Source organism: Streptomyces sp. NPDC005863 (assembly GCF_042871345.1).
Taxonomy (GTDB): Bacteria; Actinomycetota; Actinomycetes; order Streptomycetales; family Streptomycetaceae; genus Streptomyces.
In genome coordinates this window covers 42430-65497 of sequence record NZ_JBIAII010000017.1, presented here as the reverse complement: position 1 = coordinate 65497, position 23068 = coordinate 42430, and the positions used below count along the sequence as shown (strand labels likewise).

The 23068-nt window shown below is 72.3% G+C and carries 17 protein-coding genes and 1 other RNA gene; 6 read left to right on the top strand and 12 right to left on the bottom strand.

The features are described from left to right. The first annotated feature begins 40 nt into the window (after positions 1-40). Positions 41-1333 (top strand): MFS transporter, encoded by a 1293-nt coding sequence (locus ACFYO9_RS36830; RefSeq protein ID WP_358778011.1) that lies wholly within the window; start codon positions 41-43, stop codon positions 1331-1333. Here the strand turns inward: ACFYO9_RS36830 and dacB are convergent. From dacB to ftsE, 7 genes are all read right to left on the bottom strand, one after another. After that, entirely contained in the window at positions 1254-2846 is a 1593-nt protein-coding gene (gene dacB, locus ACFYO9_RS36825; RefSeq protein WP_358778012.1) for a D-alanyl-D-alanine carboxypeptidase/D-alanyl-D-alanine-endopeptidase, read from the bottom strand. The two genes, ACFYO9_RS36830 and dacB, sit on opposite strands and share 80 nt — an antisense overlap. A gap of 1403 nt (positions 2847-4249) precedes the next feature. Beyond that, positions 4250-4489: a hypothetical protein gene (locus ACFYO9_RS36820; RefSeq protein ID WP_358705667.1), complete on the bottom strand. Its 240-nt coding sequence runs from the start codon at positions 4487-4489 to the stop codon at positions 4250-4252. A gap of 218 nt (positions 4490-4707) precedes the next feature. Next, positions 4708-5096: a transfer-messenger RNA gene (ssrA, locus tag ACFYO9_RS36815) on the bottom strand. A gap of 168 nt (positions 5097-5264) precedes the next feature. Beyond that, on the bottom strand, positions 5265-5786 hold the full coding sequence (gene smpB / locus ACFYO9_RS36810; RefSeq protein ID WP_355816753.1) for an SsrA-binding protein SmpB: 522 nt from the start codon (positions 5784-5786) through the stop codon (positions 5265-5267). A gap of 18 nt (positions 5787-5804) precedes the next feature. Next, entirely contained in the window at positions 5805-7013 is a 1209-nt protein-coding gene (locus ACFYO9_RS36805) for a S41 family peptidase (RefSeq protein ID WP_358778013.1), read from the bottom strand. A gap of 78 nt (positions 7014-7091) precedes the next feature. Further along, on the bottom strand, positions 7092-8009 hold the full coding sequence (gene ftsX, locus ACFYO9_RS36800; protein ID WP_358705669.1) for a permease-like cell division protein FtsX: 918 nt from the start codon (positions 8007-8009) through the stop codon (positions 7092-7094). A gap of 71 nt (positions 8010-8080) precedes the next feature. Beyond that, on the bottom strand, positions 8081-8770 hold the full coding sequence (gene ftsE / locus ACFYO9_RS36795) for a cell division ATP-binding protein FtsE (RefSeq protein WP_055569411.1): 690 nt from the start codon (positions 8768-8770) through the stop codon (positions 8081-8083). A gap of 264 nt (positions 8771-9034) precedes the next feature. Between ftsE and ACFYO9_RS36790 the strand changes: the two genes are divergently transcribed. Beyond that, positions 9035-9226, top strand: a complete 192-nt coding sequence (locus ACFYO9_RS36790; protein ID WP_355816744.1) for a hypothetical protein — start codon at positions 9035-9037, stop codon at positions 9224-9226. Between the two features lie 143 nt (positions 9227-9369). Here ACFYO9_RS36790 and ACFYO9_RS36785 read toward each other — a convergent pair whose 3' ends face one another. The 4 genes from ACFYO9_RS36785 to ACFYO9_RS36770 form a co-directional block, all read right to left on the bottom strand. After that, positions 9370-10041 carry a hypothetical protein gene (locus ACFYO9_RS36785; protein WP_358778014.1) on the bottom strand — a complete coding sequence of 224 codons (672 nt, stop codon included), beginning with the start codon at positions 10039-10041 and terminating at the stop codon, positions 9370-9372. A gap of 283 nt (positions 10042-10324) precedes the next feature. Then, a complete protein-coding gene (prfB, locus tag ACFYO9_RS36780; RefSeq protein WP_355816739.1) occupies positions 10325-11431 on the bottom strand; it encodes a peptide chain release factor 2 in 1107 nt (368 codons plus the stop codon). 597 nt (positions 11432-12028) lie between these two features. Continuing rightward, positions 12029-13264, bottom strand: coding sequence for a serine/threonine-protein kinase (locus ACFYO9_RS36775; RefSeq protein WP_355816736.1), 1236 nt, complete (start codon positions 13262-13264; stop codon positions 12029-12031). A gap of 146 nt (positions 13265-13410) precedes the next feature. Continuing rightward, complete coding sequence (locus tag ACFYO9_RS36770; RefSeq protein ID WP_358778015.1) at positions 13411-15096, bottom strand: serine/threonine-protein kinase; 1686 nt, start codon at positions 15094-15096, stop codon at positions 13411-13413. A gap of 437 nt (positions 15097-15533) precedes the next feature. Between ACFYO9_RS36770 and ACFYO9_RS36765 the strand changes: the two genes are divergently transcribed. Continuing rightward, positions 15534-19088 carry an FHA domain-containing protein gene (locus ACFYO9_RS36765; protein ID WP_358778016.1) on the top strand — a complete coding sequence of 1185 codons (3555 nt, stop codon included), beginning with the start codon at positions 15534-15536 and terminating at the stop codon, positions 19086-19088. On the opposite strand, the gene ACFYO9_RS36760 is transcribed toward ACFYO9_RS36765, so the two are convergent. Then, complete coding sequence (locus ACFYO9_RS36760) at positions 19067-19189, bottom strand: hypothetical protein (RefSeq protein ID WP_358705679.1); 123 nt, start codon at positions 19187-19189, stop codon at positions 19067-19069. The genes ACFYO9_RS36765 and ACFYO9_RS36760 overlap by 22 nt on opposite strands. Before the next feature lie 114 nt (positions 19190-19303). On the opposite strand from ACFYO9_RS36760, the gene ACFYO9_RS36755 reads away from it, so the two are divergent. From ACFYO9_RS36755 to ACFYO9_RS36745, 3 genes are all read left to right on the top strand, one after another. Beyond that, positions 19304-20698 carry an extracellular solute-binding protein gene (locus ACFYO9_RS36755; protein ID WP_358778017.1) on the top strand — a complete coding sequence of 465 codons (1395 nt, stop codon included), beginning with the start codon at positions 19304-19306 and terminating at the stop codon, positions 20696-20698. 70 nt (positions 20699-20768) lie between these two features. Beyond that, positions 20769-22049, top strand: a complete 1281-nt coding sequence (locus tag ACFYO9_RS36750; RefSeq protein ID WP_355816972.1) for a sugar ABC transporter permease — start codon at positions 20769-20771, stop codon at positions 22047-22049. Positions 22050-22137: 88 nt separating this feature from the next. Next, on the top strand, positions 22138-23019 hold the full coding sequence (locus tag ACFYO9_RS36745; protein ID WP_358705834.1) for a carbohydrate ABC transporter permease: 882 nt from the start codon (positions 22138-22140) through the stop codon (positions 23017-23019). Positions 23020-23068: the final 49 nt, after the last annotated feature.

Here is a 23068-nt window from a genome sequence, read left to right as displayed (position 1 = left end):
GTGTTGGACGCCGCCGCCGGGCCGCGGTGAGGCTGGGGTCATGCCCAGCGACACGTCCGGTGGCCCGCGCCGCCCCCGTAACCCCTACGCCCATCTCTTCGCGATACCCGGCGCCACCGCCTTCACCGTCGGCAACCTCGTCGCCCGGCTGCCCATGGGCATGTTCAGCGTGAGCGCCGTCATCATGATCTCCGGGGCCCGCGGCTCGTACGCGCTGGCCGGCGCCGTCACCGCCACCGGCCTCGCCGCGACCGCCCTCGTCGCTCCCTGGACGGCACGGCTCGTCGACCGGCACGGCCAGGCCCGCGTCGCCGTCCCCGCCACCCTCGTCGCCGCGCTCGGCTCGCTCTCGCTGCTGCTCTGCGTACGGTACGGGGCGCCCGACTGGACGCTCTTCGCCTCGTACGCGGCGACGGCCACGACGCCTAACACCGGAGGCATGTCCCGGGCCCGCTGGGCCCACCTCCTGGGGGACGACGCGCGGGCCGTGCACACCGCCAACTCCTTCGAACAGGCCGCCGACGAGCTCTGTTTCATGCTCGGCCCGGTCCTCGCCGCCTTCCTGTGCGGCGCGCTCTTCCCCCAGGCGGGCACGCTCACCGGCGTGGTGCTTCTGGTCTCCGGCGTACTGCTCTTCACCGCGCAACGCGCGACGGAACCCCCGCCCCGCCTCCGTACGACAACCGCCTCCCCCACCCCGCCCGCGCCCCCGCCCCCGTCACCGCTCCGCGCCCGCGGAATGGCGCCGCTGCTGGCCGCGTTCCTCGCCACCGGCGCCGTCTTCGGATCGCTTGAGGTCGTCACGATCGCCCACGCCGACGGCCAGGGGCACAAGGCGGCCGCCGGGCTGATCCTCGCCCTCCAGGCCGCGGGATCCTGCGCCGCGGGACTCGTCTACGGCGCCGTGCGACCGCGCGGCCCGCTGGACCGCCGCCACCTCCTGTGCACGGCGGCGATGGCGGCCCTGATGACCCTGCCGCTGCTCGCCGTGACGGCCACCGGCTCCCTGCTCGTCCTGGCCGGGGCGCTGCTGGTCGCCGGGATGGCGACCGCGCCGACGATGGTCACCGGGATGACGCTCGTCCAACGGCGCACCCCCGAGGGGCGGTTGAACGAGGGCATGACCCTCGCCGTGACCGGCATCCTCGGGGGCATCGCGTGCGGGGCCGCGGGCGGCGGCTGGGCGGTGGAGCGCCTGGGCACCACCGCGGGTTACGGGGTTCCCGTCGCCGCCGCCTGCTGCGCCCTGCTGCTCAGCAGCGCACAGGCTTGCGCCACGAGCACTCCAGGTCGCCGCCGTCCCGCTCGGCCGCGCGCGTCGACCGCGGCGTGACGGCGACGGCCTTGTCCTTCGTCGACGAGGCGAGGGTGACGACGATGGCGTCCTCCAGCGCCTTCACGGACGACGGCAGGTAATTGTTCAGGATGATGCTGAAGACCAGCTCGCGCCCGTCCTTGTCCTTGACGTAACCGGACAGGGCGGACGCACCGGTCAACGAGCCCGTCTTCGCATGGACGTTGAGCGCCGCCGGGGTCCCGCACATCCGCGTGCGCAGCGTGCCGCCGTCGAACTTGTCCGGGGCGCAGGCCACCGGCAGGGACGCGTACCAGTCGTCGAACCAGGGCTCGCCCTTCACCGACCGCAGCAGCGCGATGTACTGCTCGGCCGCGACGTTGTCCTTGCGCGAGAGCCCGGACCCGTCGACCTGACGGATCTTCCCCGGATCCACGCCGACGGTCTTCAGATACCCGCCGATGGCGGCGAGCCCGTCCCCCCAACTCCCGGCCCGGCCCGTGGCTTCATACCCCATGGCCTTGGTGAGGCTCTCCGCGTGCATGTTGTTGGAGAGCTTCATGAAGGGGACCAGGAGGTCCTTGAGCGGCATGGAGTCGTGCGAGGCGAGCCGCTCGGCACCCTTCGGCGTGCGGAGCCCGGCCCGGGTGGGCCCGCCGACCCGCACGCCGTGCGCGGCGAGGGCGTCCCGGAAGACGGCGGCGGCGTACCCGGTGGGCTCCCAGACGGTCGCCCACTCCTTGGTGGTCTCCCCGCCGACGGGGACGGTGCCGCTCACGGTGATGGTGTTCTCGCCGTGCCGCCGCTCCACGGCGATCGTGTCGTCGCCGCCCTGCGCGACGGTGCGGGCCCGCAGGTCGATGTCCACGTAGTCGGTCCTGGGCGTGACGCTCACGCGCGGCTTGTCGCCGGCGCGCGCACCGGGCCGCACCTCGACGATGACCGTGCCCGTGTCGTAGTCGGTGTCGGGCGCGACGCTCAGCGCGCTGATCTGCGCGGCGTAGTACGAGGATTCGTCGTCGCCGCCCCAGGTGTCGCCGACGCGCCGGTCGTCGAACCGGGTGTCGTCGGCGACGAGCCGCCCCGAGACCCGCCGGATCCCCGAGTCGGCGACCTTCGCGGCGAGTTGGTCGTAGTCCTTGGCGAGGGTCGTCGGATCACCGGTGCCGCGCAGATAAAGATCCCCCCGGAACTCCCGGCCGTGCCGCGTCCCCTCCGCGAGGACGTCGGTGGTGAACCGATGGCCGGGACCGAGCAGTCCCATGGCGGCGGCCGAGGTGAGCAGCTTGGTGTTGGAGGCGGGCATCAGGCGCCCGCTGGAGCGGTGCTGGTACAGGACGTCGCCGGAGGCGGAGTCGGCGACCACGACACTGGCCACGCCGCCCTCCATGCGGGGGTCGCCGAGGATGGTGTCGATGGCCTCGGGAAGCCCGGACCGGTCGGAGTCGGCGCCGGCCGGCACGGCGGCGGAGAGGCCGCCCGCGGTGAGGGCGAGCACGGCGGGCCAGATCCAGTGGCGGGCGTTGACGCGGCGTCTCACGGGTCTCTTCATGACCCTGGAGCATCCCCGAAGCGGCGTCGTGGGGACAGCCCCCACGCGGCTTCTGGCGCGGTCGCCTGTCGCAGATCCCGGCCCGCCGCTACGCGTCGGATCCCCGGGTGGGAGTTTCCCCCGACTCCCCCTGCGGGCTTCAAACAGGCTCGCCGCTCCGCGCCGGATGTCTCCCACCCACCCACCCGTTTACCCCGCGACGCAGGGAGGGAGTAGGGGCGGGTGGGGGGCGCACCCCGCCCCATGCGGCTCGGGTCGAGGTGCCAAGGGCGGGCGCTACCCACCGGGAGGCCGCACCCGCAAACGCTCGGGAGGGGACGTGGGGGTATGTGCGCACGGAGCACCGAGCACGCTGTAGCAAAATTGTCCGCGAGGCGTGGCGAACAGTGGGTAGCGAGTACGCACATACCCCCGCGGCCCCGCACCCACAAACAAAGCGAAGGCGCAGACCCCAGGCTCCCACGCCCCCGCACCGAGGAACGGCCCCAAGGCGCAGCCGCCCACGCCCCCGCACCGAAGAACGGCCCCAAGGCGCAGCCGCCTACGCTCCCGCACCGAAGAGCGGACCCAAGGCGCAGACGCCCACGCCCCCGCACCGAAGAACGACCTAAAGGCGCAGACGCCCACGTCCTACGCACCCCCCGGCAACCGCCGCCTCTGCGGCGGCAACGCCGCGAGTACCGTCAGCGCCGACGCCGGCGCAGACGGCCCTCCCCCCGACCGCCGGCACACCATCGCATCCGGGTCCCCCGGCGACTGCTGCAAGCTGTACCCCCCAGGACACGTCGGCCCCGGCACCCCCGCCTCCCCCCGCGGCCCCGCAGGACCGACAGGCCCCGCCGCCCCCTCCGGCCCCGGCGGCCCCGCAGGACCAGCCGACCCTTCAGGCCCCGGCACCCCCTGAGCCCCCTGCACCCCGGGCGCACCCTGGACCCCGGGAGCCCCGGGCACCCCGGGCTCTCCAGACGCACCCGCCGCCCCCGGCTCACCCTCACCGCCACGCTCCCCCCGCTCTCCCCGCACACCCTTCTCCCCCGCCTTCCCGTCCGACCCGTCGGAACCGTTCGTCCCGTTCGCCCCGTCGGACCCCGCTGCCCCCGCCACCCCCGGCGACCCCGCCGGCACCCGAACCCGCTCCAGCAAGTCGTCGATCGCCTCGGAGGGATCCGGCGCCGCCGGGGTGTCCCCGTGGGCCCGCACCTGCGCCCGCAGGGTCCGTACGTCGCGCGCCAGCGTCGACACCGCGTCGCCCCGCCGGTCCGCCTCCACCGCGAACCGGTCCGCCCGCCGGTCCCCCGCGTCGATGCGCGCCCACAAGAGCGCCGCGACACCGGAGAGCGCGAGCAGGACGCAGACCAGGAAGACACGGCGCCAGCGGCGGGCCAGAAGTCGCTCGAGCTGGGTCACGGCGTGCCTCCGAGCCGTTGGTTGGCGATGAGCAGCCGCGCGATCTCGCTCTGGTCGTGCGCGTGCAGAGCGTTCAACTCCGCCAGCTTCACGTCACGTTCGGCGACCTGCCGCTCCAGCCGGTCCCGCTCCGTCTGGAGCTTCTCCGTGAGGCTGGAGTATCCGGTGAGCGCGTTCTCGCCGCGCTTGCCGAGATAGGCGACGACCGCCGCGCCCAACACTCCGAGACTGGCCACCAGAGAACCGAAGAGAGTGACGGTGGCATCCAAGCGACTGCCTCCTGCACTTGCGTACTCAGTCCGGCCCCTGCGCCGCCCGACTGTGGGACATACCTGCACTCTGCTGCAGTAACGAGTCACTTGCCCGAAAGATGTGCACCCTGGTCAGCCCTGCTTGCCGCACACGGAAAGAGCCCCCCGGCCGATGGCCGGGGGGCTCTTTCCTCACATGGGAATTGTGGAGATGGCGGGAATCGAACCCGCGTCCAACGGTGCGGAACCAGGGCTTCTCCGAGCGCAGTTCGCTGCGATTTTCTCGGCCCCGGAGATCTCGCGAACAAGTCTCCGACGGGCCCAGTCACTGTTTGATTTCCCATCGCACCCCGTGACCGGGTGCGACGGTTTAGTTCCCTAGATTATGCCAGGATCCGGGTCGGGAACATCCCCGGGCTGACACCCATTTAGGGTCCTTCAGTCACTGCTTATTAGGCAGCGAGGGCGAAGGACTGGGAATCGCTCTTGGAATTGGCGATTATTTGTTGCGACATATGGTTTACGAGATCATTGCCGCTTCCTCGGCTCGCTTCCCCTGCTTCGACATCCGCTGTCGAAACCGATCATCCCCATGTTGATTTTTCAATGTGGATCTCTCGATCCTGGGCCCTGAGGCCCGGGCGCCCCGTCATCGGCGGGGCAAGACCCATCGTACGTGACCAACGCACGACGGTGCCAGCCTATTCCTCGGGTGCCGCCCGCAGACGACGACCGCAGACGACGACCGTCGGCGACGCCCTCAGGCGATGCCCTGCCGGCGCCGCACCTCGGACACCGCGCGGTTCGTCTCCCTCGTGTCCTGCTTCTCCCGCAGCGTCTGCCGCTTGTCGTACTCCTTCTTGCCCTTGGCCAGGGCGATCTCGACCTTGACCCGGCTGTCCTTGAAGTACAGCGAGAGCGGCACGATGGTGTGCCCCGTCTCCTGCGACTTCGACTCCAGCTTGTCGATCTCCGCGCGGTGCAGCAGAAGCTTCCGCTTCCGCGTGGCCGAGTGGTTGGTCCAGGTGCCCTGCACGTACTCCGGGACGTGGATGTTGTGCAGCCACGCCTCACCGCGGTCGATGTGCACGAACCCGTCCACCAGGGAGGCCCGGCCCAGCCGCAGCGACTTGACCTCGGTGCCCATCAGCACCAGGCCGCACTCGTACGTGTCCAGGATGTGGTAGTCGTGCCGCGCCTTCTTGTTCTGCGCGACGATCTTCCGGGCGGGTGCCTTCTCGGCGGCCTTCGCGGCCTTGCGCTTTACCTTTTCCTTCGCCATAGTGCGGCCATTTTCGCACTACGAGGGGGGTCCGAGGCCAGTCAATACTGTCTCGGCCCGCTTCTCGGCCCCGTTCTCGGCCTCCAGGTCCGGTGTGATGCCCCGGCCGTCGACCGCACGCCCCGAAGGAGTGCGGTAGTGGCCGACGGTCAGCTCGGCGACGGATCCGTCGGGCAGCCGGCTCGGCATCTGCACCGCGCCCTTGCCGAAGGTCCTGGTCCCCACCACGACCGCGCGGCCGCGGTCCTGCAGGGCGCCCGTGAGGAGCTCGGCCGCGCTCATCGTGCCGCCGTCGACCAGGGTGACCAGGGGCCGCGCGGTGTCGCCGCCGCGCCGGGCGTGCAGCGCCTTCTCCTGTCCCCGTACGTCGTACGTGGCGACCAGACCGCCGTCGACCAGGGCGGACGCGGCGGTGACCGCTTCCGAGACCAGGCCTCCGGAGTTGCCGCGCAGGTCGAGGAGTATGCCCGCGCCGTCGGGCGCCCGGCGCACCGCCTTGCGCACGGCCTCGCCGGAGCCCTTGGTGAACGCCGCGACCCTGATCAGGACGGCGCCGCTGGGCAGCTGGGAGACGGTGACGGGGTCCGTGGAGACGTGCGCCCGGTGCAGGGTCTCGCGCCACGCGCGCGGGCCGCGCTGCACGCCGAGGACGACCGGGGTGCCCGCGCGGTCGCCGCGCAGCAGGCCGAGGACCTCGGTGACGGGGCGCCCCGTGACGTGTTCGCCGTCGACGGAGCGCAGCCGGTCGCCCTCGCGGAGCCCGGCCCGGTCCGCGGGCCCGCCGCGCCGCACCCGGGAGACCTCGATGCGGCCGTCGGCCGCGCGCCGGGCCCAGAGGCCGACGCCCGTGTACCCGCCGCCGAGCGCCTTCTCGAACTCCTGGAACTCCCCCGGCGAGTACACCGATCCCCAGCGGTCCCCGCTGCGGCTGACGGCCTCCTCGGCGGCCTTCTTGCCGGACTTGCCGTCGGCCATGGCCTCGGCTGCCGCGTCGGCGGCGTCGTCGGCGGTGTCGGTGTCACCGCCGGCGCCGTCGGTGGGCGCGGCGAGGGCGTCGGAACGGACCGAAGGAGATGGCGCGTTCCGGCCGTCGTCCGCCGCGCCGCTCCACGATCCGGTGGCCGCGCCGGTCACCAGGACGCTCGCGAAGACCAACGTCAGGGTCGCCCCGCGGCGGATGCGGCGGGGCGCGGAGATCCGATCGGCGAACCGGTCGAGGCCTGACATGCCGGTGAGTCTAGGACAACGGAGGGCGCCGTACGGCGGGTTGAACCGTACGGCGCCCGGACACACAGAGGGCTCTTGTCACACCTTCAGGTACTTGCGCAACGCGAAGAACGCGGCAAGCGCGGGCATCAGAAGGCCGATCGCGAGCACCAGCGGCAGCTTCGCGAGGACCGCGTCCCAGCCGATGAAGTTGATCAGGTTGATCTTCTCGGAGAGTTCGAGGCCGTGGTCGATCATGAAGTACCGGCCGACGAGCAGCATTCCGCAGGCGAGGCCGCCGCCGATGAGACCGGCGACCGCGGCCTCCATGATGAACGGCATCTGGATGTAGAAGCTGGACGCGCCGACCAGCCGCATGATGCCGGTCTCGCGTCTGCGGCTGAACGCCGAGACGCGCACGGTGTTGACGATCAGCATCAGCGCGACGACGAGCATGAGCGCCATCACCGCCACGGCCGCCCAGTTCATGCCGTTCAGGAGCCCGAAGAGGTTGTCGAGATAGCCCTTCTGGTCCTGCACCTCCTGGACGCCGTCACGGCCGGAGAAGGCGGTCGCGACCACCTGGTACTTCTCCGGGTCCTTGAGCTTGATGCGGTACGACTCCTGCATCTGGTCCGGCGTCAGCGAGCTGGACAGCGGGGAGTCGCCGAACTGCTCCTTGTAGTGCTTGTACGCCTCGTCCGCCGACTCGTGGACGACCTTCTCCACGACGGGCATCTTCTTCAGATCGCCGAGGATCTGGTCCTTCTGCTCGTTCGTGACGGCGCCCTTGGCGCACTTGGGGTCCTGTTCGGCGTCGGCCTTGTTGCACAGGAAGATCGAGACGTTGACCTTGTCGTACCAGTAGCCCTTCATCGTGCTCACCTGGTCACGCATGAGCAGCGAGCCGCCGAACAGGGCGAGCGAGAGCGCTACGGAGACGATAACCGCGAAGGTCATCGTGAGATTACGGCGGAGACCGACGCCGATCTCCGACAGGACGAACTGGGCGCGCATGGCGGCCTTTCAGTGGATCAGGTGGATCAGACGGTACGAGCGGGGGCGGGCCCGTCGGCGGGACGGGACCGTCAGTGCTGGTAGCCGTAGACGCCGCGCGACTGGTCGCGGACGAGACGGCCCTTCTCCAGCTCGATGACCCGCTTGCGCATCTGGTCCACGATCTGCTGGTCGTGGGTGGCCATCACGACGGTGGTGCCGGTCCGGTTGATCCGGTCGAGCAGCTTCATGATGCCGACGGACGTCTGCGGGTCGAGGTTGCCGGTCGGCTCGTCGGCGATGAGGAGCTTGGGGCGGTTGACGAACGCGCGGGCGATCGCGACGCGTTGCTGCTCACCGCCGGAGAGCTCGCCCGGCATCCGGTCCTCCTTGCCGCCGAGGCCCACGAGATCGAGGACCTGGGGCACGGACTTGCGGATCTCGCCGCGGGACTTGCCGATGACCTCCTGCGCGAAGGCCACGTTCTCGCCGACGGTCTTGTTGGGCAGGAGACGGAAGTCCTGGAAGACGGTGCCCAGCTGGCGCCGCATGTGCGGCACCTTCCAGTTGGACAGGCGCGCGAGGTCCTTGCCGAGGACGTGCACCTGGCCGTGGCTGGTGCGCTCCTCGCGCAGGACGAGCCGCAGGAAGGTGGACTTTCCGGAGCCGGATGACCCCACCAGGAAGACGAACTCGCCCTTCTCGATCTCGAGGGAGACGTCCCTGAGCGCGGGGCGGGTCTGCTTCGGATAGGCCTTGGAGACGTTGTCGAATCGGATCACGGATGCACCACGGGTTGCCGGGGGTAGGTGAGCGTGACCCTACGCGAAGGCGGTGTGCGAGCGCAGTCGGCGTCCTGAGTTGCGCGAATTGTCTCGGAAGTGCCCGGGAAACGCGAGAGTGGCGGCCGGGTGCGCGGAACGGTCGGAAACCGTCGGAAGGCGGCGGGCCGCGCCGAAATCCGCGGAAGCTGGCACAGTGGTAGGGGGAACGATTGGGTCCCCCTCAGCGTTGGGCAGGCTGAGACTGTGCGGGAGGAGAAGCGCATGACCCTGGATCGGTTGGTATGCGCGAACTGCGCAGCGCCCGTCAACGAAGGCCGCTGCCCCGTGTGCCGGGCCAATCGCGAGCGCTTGCAGCAGGAGGGGCCCTTCGCGGGCCTCAATCCCGCGGCCCTGATAGCGCTGCTCGTGGTGCTGATCGCGGCGGTGGCGCTGCTGGCGCACCAGACCGCGTAACGGCGCGGAGACCGCGCAAGGACGCGGCCGCCCGGCCACGGAGCGTCACGGCACGCACCGACGGAGTCACGCGGAAGGGCCCGGAGCTCGATCGAGCTCCGGGCCCTTCTTTCACGCGTACGTGGCGTACGTCACCGCCTGGTTCAGGCAGCGGCGCCGCGGTTGCCGACGAAGCGCGGCAGGAAGCGGAAGCCGATGCCGCCGGCGATCATCGTCGCGGCGCCCAGCAGCAGGAACGTGGTCTCGGTGGCGCCGGTCTCGGCGAGCTCGCCGCCCTTGCCCTTGGCGGCCGCCTGGTCGGCGTTGTTGCCGCCCTGCTCCACGGGCCTGGAGCCGGTGTCGGACAGGCTGTCCTTGCCCTTGCCCTGCTCGACGGGGTTGGCGCCGCCGTCGGGGTCGTTGTCGTTGCCGCCGTGGCCGCCACCGTTGCCGTTGTTGCCGCCATCACCGTTGCCCGGGTCGGTCGGGTCCGTGGTCGGGTCGCTGGTGGGCTGCGTCGGGTCCGGGTCCTCGGTGGGCTCGGTCGGTTCCCCGGTCGGCTCCTCCGGGTCGGTGGGCTCCCCGGTCGGCTCCCCCGGGTCGGTGGGCTCCCCGGTGGGCTCGTCCGGGATCGACGTAGGTTCGTCTCCCGGCTGCTGCACGCCCACATCCACGCCCACGCCGCTCTCGTCGGCGTGGGCGCCGACGCCCACACCCCCGAGGTCGACACCGACGTCGAGGGCCGAGGCGGCACCCGCGGCGGTCAGCGAGGCGCCGGCGGCGATCACCGCACCCGCAGCTATTCGCGCGACACGGATCCGCGTCTTCTTGGTCATCTGGCTGCTACCCCCAGTAGCTCAATTGTCAGAGAGGCAGCGTCCGGGGCTGCGTTCCGCCGGGGGCGGTTCGCTCAGCCCCCACAGATCCCACGCGCCCCAGGAATACGCATGCCGCGCGCTAGCTTTTCCGCATTTCGCAGCAGCGTCAAGGTCGTTGCGGGCGCGATGCCCGATATGGGGGCAGTTGACCGTCCTACGGACATGTGACTGTGACGTAAAAGGCAACTGCCGCCTCTTGGGCGGCAGTTGCCTTGTCGATAAAGCCGTTCTCGGGCGGCTTTTACTTCTCCTGCTGCTTGCGCCAGCGAATTCCGGCTTCGAGGAAGCCGTCGATCTCGCCGTTGAACACCGACTCCGGGTTGCCGACCTCGAACTCCGTCCGCAGGTCCTTCACCATCTGGTACGGGTGCAGGACGTACGAACGCATCTGGTTGCCCCAGGAGTTGCCGCCGTCGCCCTTGAGCGCGTTCATCTTCGCCTGCTCCTCCTGGCGGCGGCGCTCGAGGAGCTTGGCCTGGAGGACGTTCATCGCGGTCGCCTTGTTCTGGATCTGCGAGCGCTCGTTCTGACAGGAGACGACGATGCCGGTCGGCAGGTGGGTCAGGCGCACCGCGGAGTCGGTGGTGTTGACGCCCTGGCCGCCGGGGCCCGACGAGCGGTACACGTCGACGCGCAGCTCGCTCTCGTCGATCTCGATGTGGTCGGTCTGCTCGACCACGGGGAGGATCTCGACGCCGGCGAAGGAGGTCTGGCGGCGGCCCTGGTTGTCGAAGGGCGAGATGCGCACGAGGCGGTGGGTGCCCTGCTCGACGGAGAGCGTGCCGTAGGCGTACGGGACGTTGACGGCGAAGGTGGTCGACTTGATGCCGGCCTCTTCCGCGTACGACGTCTCGTAGAGCTCCGTCTTGTAGCCGTGGCGCTCCGCCCAGCGCAGGTACATCCGCTGGAGCTTCTCGGCGAAGTCGGAGGCGTCGACGCCGCCGGCCTCGGCGCGGATGGTGACGACGGCCTCACGGGCGTCGTACTCCCCGGAGAGGAGGGTCCTGACCTCCATCTCGTCCAGCGCCTTCTTGACGGACTCGAGCTCGGACTCGGCCTCGGCGCGGGTGTCCGGGTCGTCCTCCTCCTCGGCCATCTCGAACAGCACGCCGAGGTCGTCGATGCGCCCACGGAGCGCCTCGGCCTTCCTGACCTCCGCCTGGAGGTGGCTCAGCTTGCTGGTGATCTTCTGCGCCGCGTCGGGGTCGTCCCAGAGGGACGGTGCGGCCGCCTGCTCCTCGAGCACGGCGATATCGGCCCTCATCTTGTCGAGGTCCAGGACGGCCTCGATCGACTCCATGGTCGAGGAGAGGGACTTGAGCTCTTCGGATACATCGACGACTGCCACGACTCCAGCGTAACGGTTCCGGCAACGGTGGAACGGCGCCCCCTCCGGGGCCAGGCGTTCTCCCCCTGCGGACCACCGTGGCTTGCTCGCGCAGTTCCCCGCGCCCCTTAACCGTTCGCCTGCGGGCCGTCATGGGCTGGCCGCGCAGTTCCCCGCGCCCCTTAAGCCTTCGCCTGCGGGTCGTCTTCGTGTGCTCGCGCAGTTCCCCGCGCCCCTCAACCGTTCGCCCGCGGGTGGTCGTGGCTTGCTCGCGCAGTTCCCCGCGCCCCTTGAGCCTTCGCCTGCGGGCCGTCATGGGCTAGCCGCGCAGTTCCCCGCGCCCCTGGGTCAGCCTTCGGTTGCCCGGCGAGGTCTCGTCCCCTCTCCAGCGCAGACCCCCGCAGACTCCCCAGGGGCGCGGGTTCTCCAGCGCAGCCCCCCCCCCCCAGACTCCCCAAGGGCGCGGTTCTCCAGCGCAGGCCCCCGCAGGCTCCCCAGGGGCGCGGGGAACTGCGCGAGCAACCACCATCCACCCGCACACGACACGAGCGAGCCACCACCCCAGGGGCGCGGGGAACTGCGCAAACAACCCCCACCCACCCGCGACCGCGCCGTCGCTCAGGGGGTTTGAGGGGACGAGTTGCCCGGCGCCGACGGGGGCGCGTCGTCGTCGCTCGTGGCGATCCATGTGCCTACTCCCACCGCGGCCACCAGGACCACCCCCGCCACGCCCAGCGTGATCCGGCGCCGCCGCGCCGAGGCCCGGTGCTTGGCGGAGCCGGGGCGGGCCGCTCCCGAGGCGCGGGGCGCGCGGGCCGTGCCGCGGGCGCCGCCGGCCAGCTCGTCGGGGCCCGGCACCCGCATCGAGGTGTGGGTGTCGCGGTTGGAGTCGGCGGAGGAGGAACCCGGGACGAGGGGGACGGCGCCCCGCCGCGGGGCGCTCGCGCGCGGCTCGGGGGCGGAGTCCTCGTACGCCTCCTCGTCCTGCGCGGACTCCGTGTCCGGCTCGTCGACGTCCAGCGGCGGCATCCCGGCGACCAGCGGCAGCAGCTCCCGCAGCCGGGCGGCCAGCTCGGAGGCGCGCAGCCGGGACGCGGGGGCCTTGGCCAGGCACTGGACGAGGAGCTGCCAGAGCTCCTCGGGGATGCCGGGGAGGGGGACCACTGTTTCGGTGACGTGGCGGCGCAGGACGGCCCCGGGATGGCCGCCGCCGAAGGGGGTGAAGCCCGCGAGGAGTTCGTACAGGACCGTGGCGAGGGCGTAGATGTCGACGGCCGCGCGGGGCGGCAGGCCCTCGATAATCTCCGGGGCGAGGTAGTCCGGGGTGCCGATGATCTTCGTCGCGCGGGTGCGTCGCGGGGAGTCGATCAGCTTGGCGACGCCGAAGTCGGTGAGGAGGGCCGGGTGCGCGCCGCCGGGGCCGAGGGGGCCCTGCATGTCGAGGAGGACGTTCTCGGGCTTCACGTCACGGTGCACGATGCCCGCGGCGTGCGCCGCGGCGAGGCCGTCGGCGACGTCCGCGACGACGGCGACCGCGGCCTCGGGGGCCATGCGCCGCTCACGGTCGAGCCGCGTGCGCAGGTCCGTGCCGCGCACGAGGTCCATGACCAGGGCGAGGTCGTTGCCGTCGACCACCAGGTCGTGGACGCCCACGACGCGCGGGTGGTCGAGGCTGAGCAGAGCCGTGCGCTCCTGGACGAAGCGGCCGACGAGTTCCTGGTCGGACGCCAGGTCCTCGCGCAGCAGCTTGATGGCGACCGGGCCCTCGGGTCCGTCGCCGAGCCACACCGTGCCGGCGCTGCCACGGCCCAGGATCTGGTGGGCGGTGTACCGGCTGCCGATCTTGCGCGTCAAGACTGCTCCTACGGATGCGTGTTGGCGACAAAACTACGCGGCCTTGCCGCCAACCTTCACTCCGGGAGCGGAAATCACCCTGCAGATGTCGACAAATCCCCGAAGTCGTCCGGGGATTGCCGTGCGGGCAGGGTGTCCGTGCGCTGCTACTTGCCGCCGATCTTGCCCATCCAGCCGCTGACCGTGTGGTACCAGTCCGTCAGCTGCTCCCAGTACCCCTTCGTCGTGCCGATCCAGTCCTGGAGCGGGCTGAACTCCCAGACCAGCCAGCTCGCGACGAAAAGGATGAGGATCGTGAACAAGCAGCCCTTGAGGCAGCCCAGACCCGGGATCTTCATCGGGTTGGCGCTGCGCCTGCGGGGCTCGCGCGGCTCCCGCGCGGGGCGCGGTTCGGCCTGCCGGGGCGTGGCCGGCTGCGGGGGCGGCGCGTACTGCTGGGGCTGGTGCTGCGGTTGGTGCTGGGGTTGGTGCTGCTGCGGCGCCGGGGCGTACTGCTGCTGGTGCTGCCCGCGCGGCTGCTGCGGCGCGTACGGCTGGGGGCGCTGCTGCGGCGGCTGCTGGGGGCGGGCCACCTGGCGCTGGGGGCGGCGGCGCAGCGGGTCGTCGTTCGGGTCCAGGTGCGCCTGGTACTGGGTCTGTTCGTTGCGGTCGCGGGCCGCGGCCATCTGGCTCTGCCAGGGGTGCGGGTCGTTCGGGCCGCCGGGGCCGTTCGGCGGGACCGGCGGCATGACCGCGGTCGGGTCGGCGGCGCCGGGGCCGGTCGGCAGCACGGACGTCGGGTCGGCGTCCGGGGAGCCCGCCCCGTGGCCGCCGGTGTTCTGCATGACGCTGGTCGGCGCGCTCGGGTCGTACGAACCCGCGTTGCTCGGCAGCACCTGGGTGGGGTCGGCGGCGCCGGGGGCCCCGGGCACCTGGGCCGGCGAGGGGTCCGGCATGAGCAGGGCGCCCACGCCCTCCGCGGCGGCGATCTGCGCCGGGGTGGAGTGCACGCCGACGCCCTCGGCGACGGCGCGCAGGCCGCGGGCGAGGTTCTCGGCGCTGGGCCTGCGGTCGGGGTTCTTGTCGAGGCAGCGCTCGATGACCGTCCACAGCGGGTCGGGGACGGTCGAGGGGCGGCGCGGCTCGGCGCTGAGGTGCTGGTGCAGGACTTCGAGGGCGGAGCCGCCGGAGAACGGCGGGCGGCCGGTGACCAGCTCGTACAGCAGGATGCCCGCGCCGTAGATGTCGACGGCGCTGGTCTGCGGCCGGCCCTCGGCGGACTCCGGCGCCACGTACGCGGGCGTGCCGACGAACTCGTGGGTGCGGGTCAGGCCGGGGGAGTCCGCGAGGCGCGCGATGCCGAAGTCGGTGAGCATCGGGTGCATGCCCTGGTCGTCCTGTTTGAGCAGGACGTTCGCGGGCTTCAGGTCGCGGTGCACGACGCCGTCGGCGTGGCTCGCGGCCAGCGCGTCGGCGATCTGCGCGGTCAGCAGGGCCGCGGCGACCGGCGTGAAGGGGCCGCTCTCGCGCAGGTAGCGGTGCAGGTCGGGGCCGTCGACGAGGTCCATGACCAGGGCGAGGAGATCGCCCTCGACGACCAGGTCGCGGGTGCGGACGATGTTCTCGTGCGTGAGCCTGAGCAGCACGGACCGCTCTCTGAGGAAGCGCATCACGACGTCCGCGTCGTTGGCGAGCTCTTCCTTGAGGACCTTGATCGCGACGGTCTCGCCGGGCTGGCCGGGAACGGCCGCCTCGGCGCCCGCGGTCTCCCGCTGGCGGGCTCGCCAGACGGTGCCCGTGGCGCCGCGCCCGAGCGGCTCCTCGAGCAGGTACTTGCTGCCTACCGGCCGCACGTCATGCGCTCCCTGCTGGTCTGGCTGGTCCCGTCCGGACGCTGGTTCGGTCCGGGGGTCTGTCCGAAGGTGTTCCGACCCACTGTAATGCCGCCGAACAGGGCTCCGGCGGGTCGGATTGCGCCCGGTCTTTTCTTTCCGGGGCATTCCGGATCGCTGTTCGGTGGAAAGACGCCCGACCGCGGCCCTTGGTTGCCGAGCGGTCCGGAATTGACCCGTGACGGATATCCGGCACTCCAATCCCCAATGGTCCAACCAGGCACTTTTCCGAGCAGAGCCGACCAATCAAGATCACTTACGGGTGGCCGCCGGGCGTGTTGTCGGTGGCAGGTGCGAGGATGCCTCCAGTACTGGCCGACGTGCCCGTGTGCGGTGGGGGGAATCACAGCGCGTGTCCCCGTGCCGGGCGCCCAGCGCAGAAGGGACCGCTGACGGCGATGCAGATCCGGCTGACCGTCCTCGGGCCGCGCAGCGGCCAGACCGAGCAGCAAGGCCGCCCCGCGGCGTCGTCCGGGGCCGCCGGCGCCTGTGACGTCCTGATCACCGCCCCCGCGGGCACCGCGCTCGCCGCGGTGGCCTCCGGTCTCGCCACCGCCGTGGCGGGCAGCGACGCCCCCCTCGTGCTGTACGCGGGCCCGGAGCGCCTCGACGCCCAGCGCTGCACGCTCGGTGAGCCCCCGCTGATCGACGGGGCGGTGCTCTCGCTGGGCGCCCCCGCCGAGCCGGGGCCCGAACTGACCGGTGCGGCTGCCCAGTTGCACGTGGTGGCGGGGCCCGACGCGGGCGGCGTCCATCTGCTGCACGGCGGCCGCGTCCAGGTCGGCCGCTCCGCCGGCGCGGACGTCCCGCTGGACGACCCGGACGTCTCCCGGCTGCACTGCGCGGTCGAGCTCGCCCCGGACGGCCGCGTCACGGTCACAGACCTCGGGTCGACGAACGGCACGTCGGTGGACGGTCAGGAGATCACCGACCAACCCTCGCGGCTCTCCCCCGGCGCCCTGCTGCGCATCGGCGAGTCCGCGCTCCGGCTCACCGACGGCGGCGGCAGCCCGTCCTCCGGCGCGGGCGGCGCACTCCCGACCGCCCCGGACGGCGAGGGACACGTGCGCGTGCGGCGCCCCGCGGGGACCACACCGCCCGCCCCCGGCTCGGCCGGCCGGCCCCCGCAGAGCGGCCTCACCCACCACGCTTACGGCGCGGCGGGCTGGGGCGCGGCGGGCGGCACCGGCGCCCCAGGTGGCGGCGACGCGGCGTACGGCAGCGCGGGGGCGCGGGGGACGTACGACGGACAAGAGGGCTACCAGGGCCAGCAGGGGCACGAGACGTACCAGGGGTACGAGGGGTACGAGGGGTATCAGGGGTACCAGGGGTACGGAAATCAGCCACCGCCCGCCGCCCACGGGACGCACGGCGGACCGGCCGGTGAGGGACCCGTCGTGCCGCAGCAGGGCGGTGCGCCCGACGCCGAGCGGACCCGCCTCGGCACGCCCGCGCGCGGCACGTCGGTACCGCCGCGGCTGCGCAGGCGCGGCGGCCTGACGGCCTGGGCCCGGCGCCTGACCGGGGGCCGCGACGGCGGCCAGGGCGACGGTTCCTACGAGGTCTACGACGCGTACGACCAGGACGGACACGAGGGCCCCGAAGGGTCCGGCGGCCCGCACGCGGGGTACCCGGACTCCGCCGCCGGCGCCGACGGCGGACCGGTTGCGGCGGGCCCCTCCCCGGAGGAGCTCGCCGTCGCCGCCGCCGCGCGTACGCCCGAGTCGTGGCCGGATCCCGCCGCTCTGCTGCTCACCGCGCTCGGCCCCGGCCCCCGTCTCTGGGAACGCGGCCCCGACCACCCGGAGGCGCTCGCGGTCCGGCTCGGCACGGTCGACCGGACCCTGCCCGCCCCCGACGGACCCCGCGGGCTGCTGCCCGCCGTGCCGGTCACGGTCGGCCTGCGGGAGGCCGGTTCGCTGGGCCTCGCCGGGCCCCGGGAGCGGCTGGCCGGACTGGCCAGGGCGGTCGTCGCGCAGCTCGCCGCGCTGCACTCCCCCGACACCCTGGAGATCGTGCTGATCAGCACGGACCGCGCGCGTCCCGTCGCCGAGCGCACCGCCGAGTGGGCCTGGCTCGGCTGGCTCCCCCATCTGCGGCCCACCCACGGCCAGGACTGCCGGCTCCTCCTCGCCCACGACCGCGACCAGGCCGCCGCCCGTACGGACGAGCTGATCCGCCGGCTCGACGACCACATCGCCGACGGCGGCGCGCACGGCGCGGGCACCGGTGCGCGCACGGTCGTCGTGGTCGACGGCGACCCCGGTTCCGCCGGGCTGCGCGAGGCCGCCGTCCGGCTCGCCGCGGACGGCGCGCGGGCCGGGATCCACGTGGTGTGCCTCGCCGAGACGGCGTCCGCCTCCCCCGCTTCCCCGGTCCTCGACACGTACGAGGCGGCCTGCGCGGTCACCCCGCCCTTTCGCGCGTGCGGTGCCGCCGCGTTGCTCAGCGGCGACGTGGCGACCGCGGTGCGGCTGCTGCGGACGGCCGGCGGGCGCCCCGCGGGGCACGGCACCCTGGCGGCCGTGGACGCCGTCTCCGAAGCCTGGGCCGAGCGGTTCGCGCGGGCCCTCGCCCCGCTCCGTACGGACGGCACGGCCGGCGAGGGGCACGCGCGCGTGTCCGCCCCGCTGCCCCAGGCCGCCCGGCTCCTGGACGAACTGGGACTCGCCAGGGCCACCCCCGCCTCGCTGATGGCGCGCTGGGCCGCGGCGGCCGACGACCCCGACGCCCTCGGCGGCCGGGCCCTCGCGGTGCTCGGCGCCGGACCGCGCGGTCCGGTCGTCGCCGATCTCGCCGCCGACGGGCCGCATCTGCTCGCCGAGGGTCCCGCGGGCAGCGGGCGCACCGAATTGCTGCGGTCGGTGGCCGCGTCCCTGGCCGCCGCGGAGCGGCCCGACCAGCTCGGCATCGTGCTCGTCGACGGCCGGGACGGCGTCGGCGCGGGTGCGGCGCGGCAGGGCGGCGGGCTCGGTGTCTGTACGGACCTGCCGCACGTGACGACGCATCTGGTGGCCAACGACCCCGTCCGGATGCGGGAGTTCGCGCAGTCCCTGGCCGCGGAGCTGAAGCGCCGCTCCGAACTGCTCGGCCTGCTCGGGTTCGCCGAGTGGCACACCCAGCGGGAGGTGTCCGGGCGGATGGTGGCCCAGCGCTCCACCTCGTCTTCGTCGACGTCGGCCGCGGTGGCCGGTGCGGCGTCCGGGTCGGGTGCGGCCGGGGCGGACGTTCCGGGGCCGAAGCCGCCCGGGGGGCCGGGAGAGGCGGGGCCGGGATCGGTGGGGCCCGGAGCCATGGGGTCCGGAGCCGTGATGCCCGGGGCCGTGGGGTCCGGAGCCGTGGTGCCCGCCCAGGTGTCCGACGGGGATCTCGACGCGCCGTCCAGTTCGACGATGCGGCTGCGGCCCGTCGCCGCGCGCCACAGCGTGCAGCCGGGGCCGCCGCTGCCCCGGCTCGTGGTGCTCGTCGACGACTTCGACGCGCTGCTCTCGCCCGCCCTCGGCTCGCCGGGCCGGCCGGCCGCCGGGTCGGTGGTCCGCGCCCTGGAGGCCGTCGCGCGGGACGGCGAGCGGCTCGGGGTGCACCTCGTGGCGGCGACGGCGAGCGGCGAGCGGGTCCTGGAGACCGAACTGGGCCAGCGGGCCTCCCTGCGAGTGGCGCTCGACGCGGTGACCGCGGGCCCCGAGGAGCCGGCGCCGGGCCGCGGTGAACTCCGTACGCCCGACGGACGGGCCACCGCCTTCCAGGCGGGCCGGGTGACGGGCCGGATCCCCCGCACGGCCACGCTGCGGCCCACGGTGGTGCCGCTCGAGTGGGAGCGGATGGGCGACCCGCCGGCCCGGCGCCCGGTGCGGGAGCTCGGGAACGGACCGACCGATCTGGCGCTGCTGGCCAGCGCGTTGGAGCGGGCCGCCCGGTCGGTCTCCGCGGATCAGGTGCCGTCCCTGCTGTAACGGATGGTGCCGTCCCTGCTGACGCGGACGGTGCCGTCCCTGCTGACGCGGATCAGGTGCCGCCGCTCCCCGCGGGCGGCGCCTGTCGGCCATGACGCCACGTCACAACGCCATCACGATCGACGAGTTGACAGCGCAGGCCATCTTGCCGCCCCTCCCCGCGCGGGCGTAGACCAGAGCGCACGGGACTCGCCAGGGAAGAGAACGGGGCAGTGATGCGCAGCACTCTTCGTACACGCAGGGCACCGCTACATCGGCGTACCACCGCCAGGATCGCCTCGGCCGTCGTCGCGGGCGCGCTCGCGTTCACCGTCACCGCCTGCGGCGGGGACGACGACAAGGACGACGGCGACGGCAACAAGGGCGGGGGCAAGGACACCAACTCCTCCCTGCAACTGCCCAAGCTGGACGGGGAGAACATCTCCGTGGCCGCCGTCTGGGGCGGCGCGGAGCGCAAGGTCTTCCTGAAGGTTCTCGACGAGTTCGAGAAGCGGACGGGCGCCAAGGTCTCCTTCGTGCCCGCGCAGGACCCCATCATCAGCTTCCTGGAGTCGAAGGTGGCGGGCGGGCAGCCGCCGGACGTCGCGATGCTGCCGCAGGTCGGCGCGATCGAGCAGGCCGTGGCGAACAAGTGGGCCAAGCCGGTCGGCCCCGAGGCGCAGAAGCAGCTCGACAAGAACTACGCCAAGGGCTGGCGGGACCTCGGAGCCGTCGACGGCAAGCAGTACGGCGTGTACTTCAAGGCCGCCAACAAGTCGCTGGTCTGGTACAACACCCGGGTCTTCGAGAACGCGGGCGTGAGCGCGCCCAAGACCTGGGACGACTTCATGAAGACCGCGCAGACCGTCTACGACTCCGGGGTGCCGCCGGTGTCGGTGGCGGGCGCCGAGGCGTGGACGCTCACCGACTGGTTCGAGAACATCTACCTCTCGCAGGCGGGTCCGGAGAAGTACGACCAGCTGGCCGCCCACAAGATCAAGTGGACGGATCCGTCGGTCAAGAAGGCGCTGACGACCCTCGGTGAGCTGTTCGGGAAGAAGGGCTTCGTGGCGGGCGGCGCGAGCGGCGCGTTGCAGACCGAGTTCCCCGCCTCGGTGAAGCAGACCTTCCGGGGCGGCGACCAGCCCAAGGCCGGCATGGTCTTCGAGGGCGACATGGTCTCCCTGGCGATCTCCGAGACCAAGGCCGAGGTGGGCACGGACGCCAAGGTGTTCCCCTTCCCGGCGGTCGGCACGGAGTCCCCGGCCGTGGTCGGCGGTGACGCCGCGGTCGCGCTGAAGGACAGCAAGGGCGCGCAGGCGCTCCTGACGTTCCTCGGCTCGCCGAACTCCGCGAAGATCTGGGCCGAGGCGGGCGGCTTCATCTCGCCCAACAAGAGCCTGGACCTGTCCGCGTACCCCAACGCCGTGCAGCGGGGCATCGCCAAGGCGCTGATCGAGGCCGGTGACGACATCCGCTTCGACATGTCGGACCAGGCCCCGCAGTCCTTCGGCGGCACGCCGGGCAAGGGCGAGTGGAAGGCGCTGCAGGACTTCCTGAAGGACCCGAAGAACGTGGCGGGCACGCAGAAGGTGCTGGAGACGGCCGCCGCCAAGGCGTACAAGGACTGACGCGGTGGCGTCCGGACACGCCGGGGGCACCGCCAAGGTGGCGCCCCCGGTCACGACCTCGCGCAAGAGTGTGACGGGCACCCGCAAGACCGTGGCGGTGCTGTTCCTGCTGCCCGCCCTGGTGCTGCTCGGCGCGCTCGTCCTCTACCCCATCGGGTACTCGCTGTTCCGCAGCTTCTTCGACGAGTCGGGCGACTTCACCGGCTTCGGCAACTACGAGACGATGTTCACCGATGACGGCATCCGCACCGCCATCAAGAACAACGCGATCTGGCTGGTCGTCGCGCCGACCGTGGCGACGGCGCTCGGCCTGATCTTCGCCGTCCTGACCGAACGGGTGCGCTGGGGAACGGCGTTCAAGCTCGTCATCTTCATGCCGATGGCGATCTCGATGCTGGCCGCGGGCATCATCTTCCGGCTGGTGTACGAGTCCGATCCCGACCGGGGCGTGGCCAACGCGGTGGCGGTGAGCGTGCATGACACATTCGCGGAGGCGTCGGCGTTCCCGCAGGCGCACCCGGCCATGAACTCGCCGCTGAAGTCGGCGGGCGGCGGGGCGTTCGTCACCAAGGAGCCGGTGCGGGCGGGCACGCCGGTGGCGCTGCCGTTGACCGGTGTGCCGCCGGGCGAGATGCCGGGCGACGCGAAGTCCGCGGCGCCCGCCGCGGCCGACCCGGCCGAGGTGACCGGCACGGCCTGGCAGGACTTCACGCGCGGCAAGGGCCGGGGCAAGCCGAACGCCCCCGACGCCGCCGAGTTCGGCTACGCGGGCATCACCATCGAGGCGGTGAAGAACGGTGACGTGGTGGCGTCGACGAAGGCGTCGGCGGATGGCACGTTCACGCTGCCGAAGGAGGCCGACGGGGCGCTGCTGCGCTTCCCCGAGTCCAACTTCCGGGAGGCCTACAACGGCGTGGAGTGGCTCGGCCCGAACCTGATCACGCCCGCGATCATCGGCTCCTACCTGTGGATGTGGGCCGGGTTCGCGATGGTCCTGATCGCGGCGGGGCTCGCCAGCGTGCCGCGGGAACTCCTGGAGGCGGCCCGCGTGGACGGCGCCAACGAGTGGCAGGTGTTCCGCCGGGTGACGGTGCCGCTGCTCGCCCCCGTCCTCGCGGTGGTCCTGGTCACGCTCATGATCAACGTACTGAAGATCTTCGACCTGGTGTACGTGATCCCGCCGGGCTCCTCGAAGGACGAGGCGAACGTGCTGGCGGTGCAGCTGTACAACTCGGCGTTCGGCGACCAGGACGCGGGCGTCGCGAGCGCGATCGCCGTGCTGCTCTTCCTGCTCGTGATCCCCGTGATGCTGTTCAACATTCGGCGGATGAGGCGGGAGGCTCGGCGATGACCTGGCACCTGTCTTTCGGCTGGGGGTCCGGGGGTCGTCCCCCGGAAAAACACAGCAACATTCGGCGGATGAGGCGGGAGGCTCGGCGATGACGGCGCCCACCGAGATCGTCAAGGCCAAGCAGTCCGTGGGCGGGCGGATCGCCGGGGCCCTGGGCGGGACCGCGCTGCGCGTCTTCCTGGTGCTGGTCGGCCTGTTCTGGCTGGTGCCGACCATCGGCCTGCTGATCGGCTCGCTGCGCACGCCCGCCGACATGAGCGAGAGCGGCTGGTGGAAGGTCTTCGGCGCACCCTCGCAGATGACGTTCGACAACTACTCCACGCTGCTCAAGGACGAGACGATCACCGACTCGATCCTGTCCAGCGTCATGATCACCGTGCCGGCGACGCTGCTGGTCGTGGTGATCGGCGCGCTGGCCGGATACGCCTTCGCGTGGATGGACTTCCCGGGCCGCGACTGGTGGTTCATCGGCGTGGTGGGGCTGCTCGTGGTCCCCGTACAGGTGGCGCTGTTGCCGGTGTCGAAACTCTTCGGCGAGATCGGGATCTTCGAGACCACCATCGGCGTGGTCGTCTTCCACGTGGCCTTCGGGCTGCCGTTCGCGATCTTCCTGCTGCGCAACTTCTTCGCGGAGATCCCGCGCGAACTCCTGGAGGCGGCGCGGCTGGACGGCGCGGGCGAACTCCGGCTCTTCCTGCGGGTCGTGATGCCGCTGGGGGCGCCCGCCATCGCCTCGCTCGGCATCTTCCAGTTCCTCTGGGTCTGGAACGACATGCTGATCGCGCTGATCTTCGCGGACTCGGAGAACCCGCCGATCACGGTGGCGCTCCAGCAGCAGGTGCGGTTCTTCGGCGACAACGTGCAGATCCTGGCGCCCGGCGCGTTCATCTCGATGGTGATCCCGCTGGCCGTCTTCTTCGCGTTCCAGCGGCAGTTCGTCTCCGGCGTGATGGCGGGAGCGGTGAAGTAGCGGCGCATCGGGGGGCGGAGACATCCGTCCGCGGACCCGTCCCCCGTCT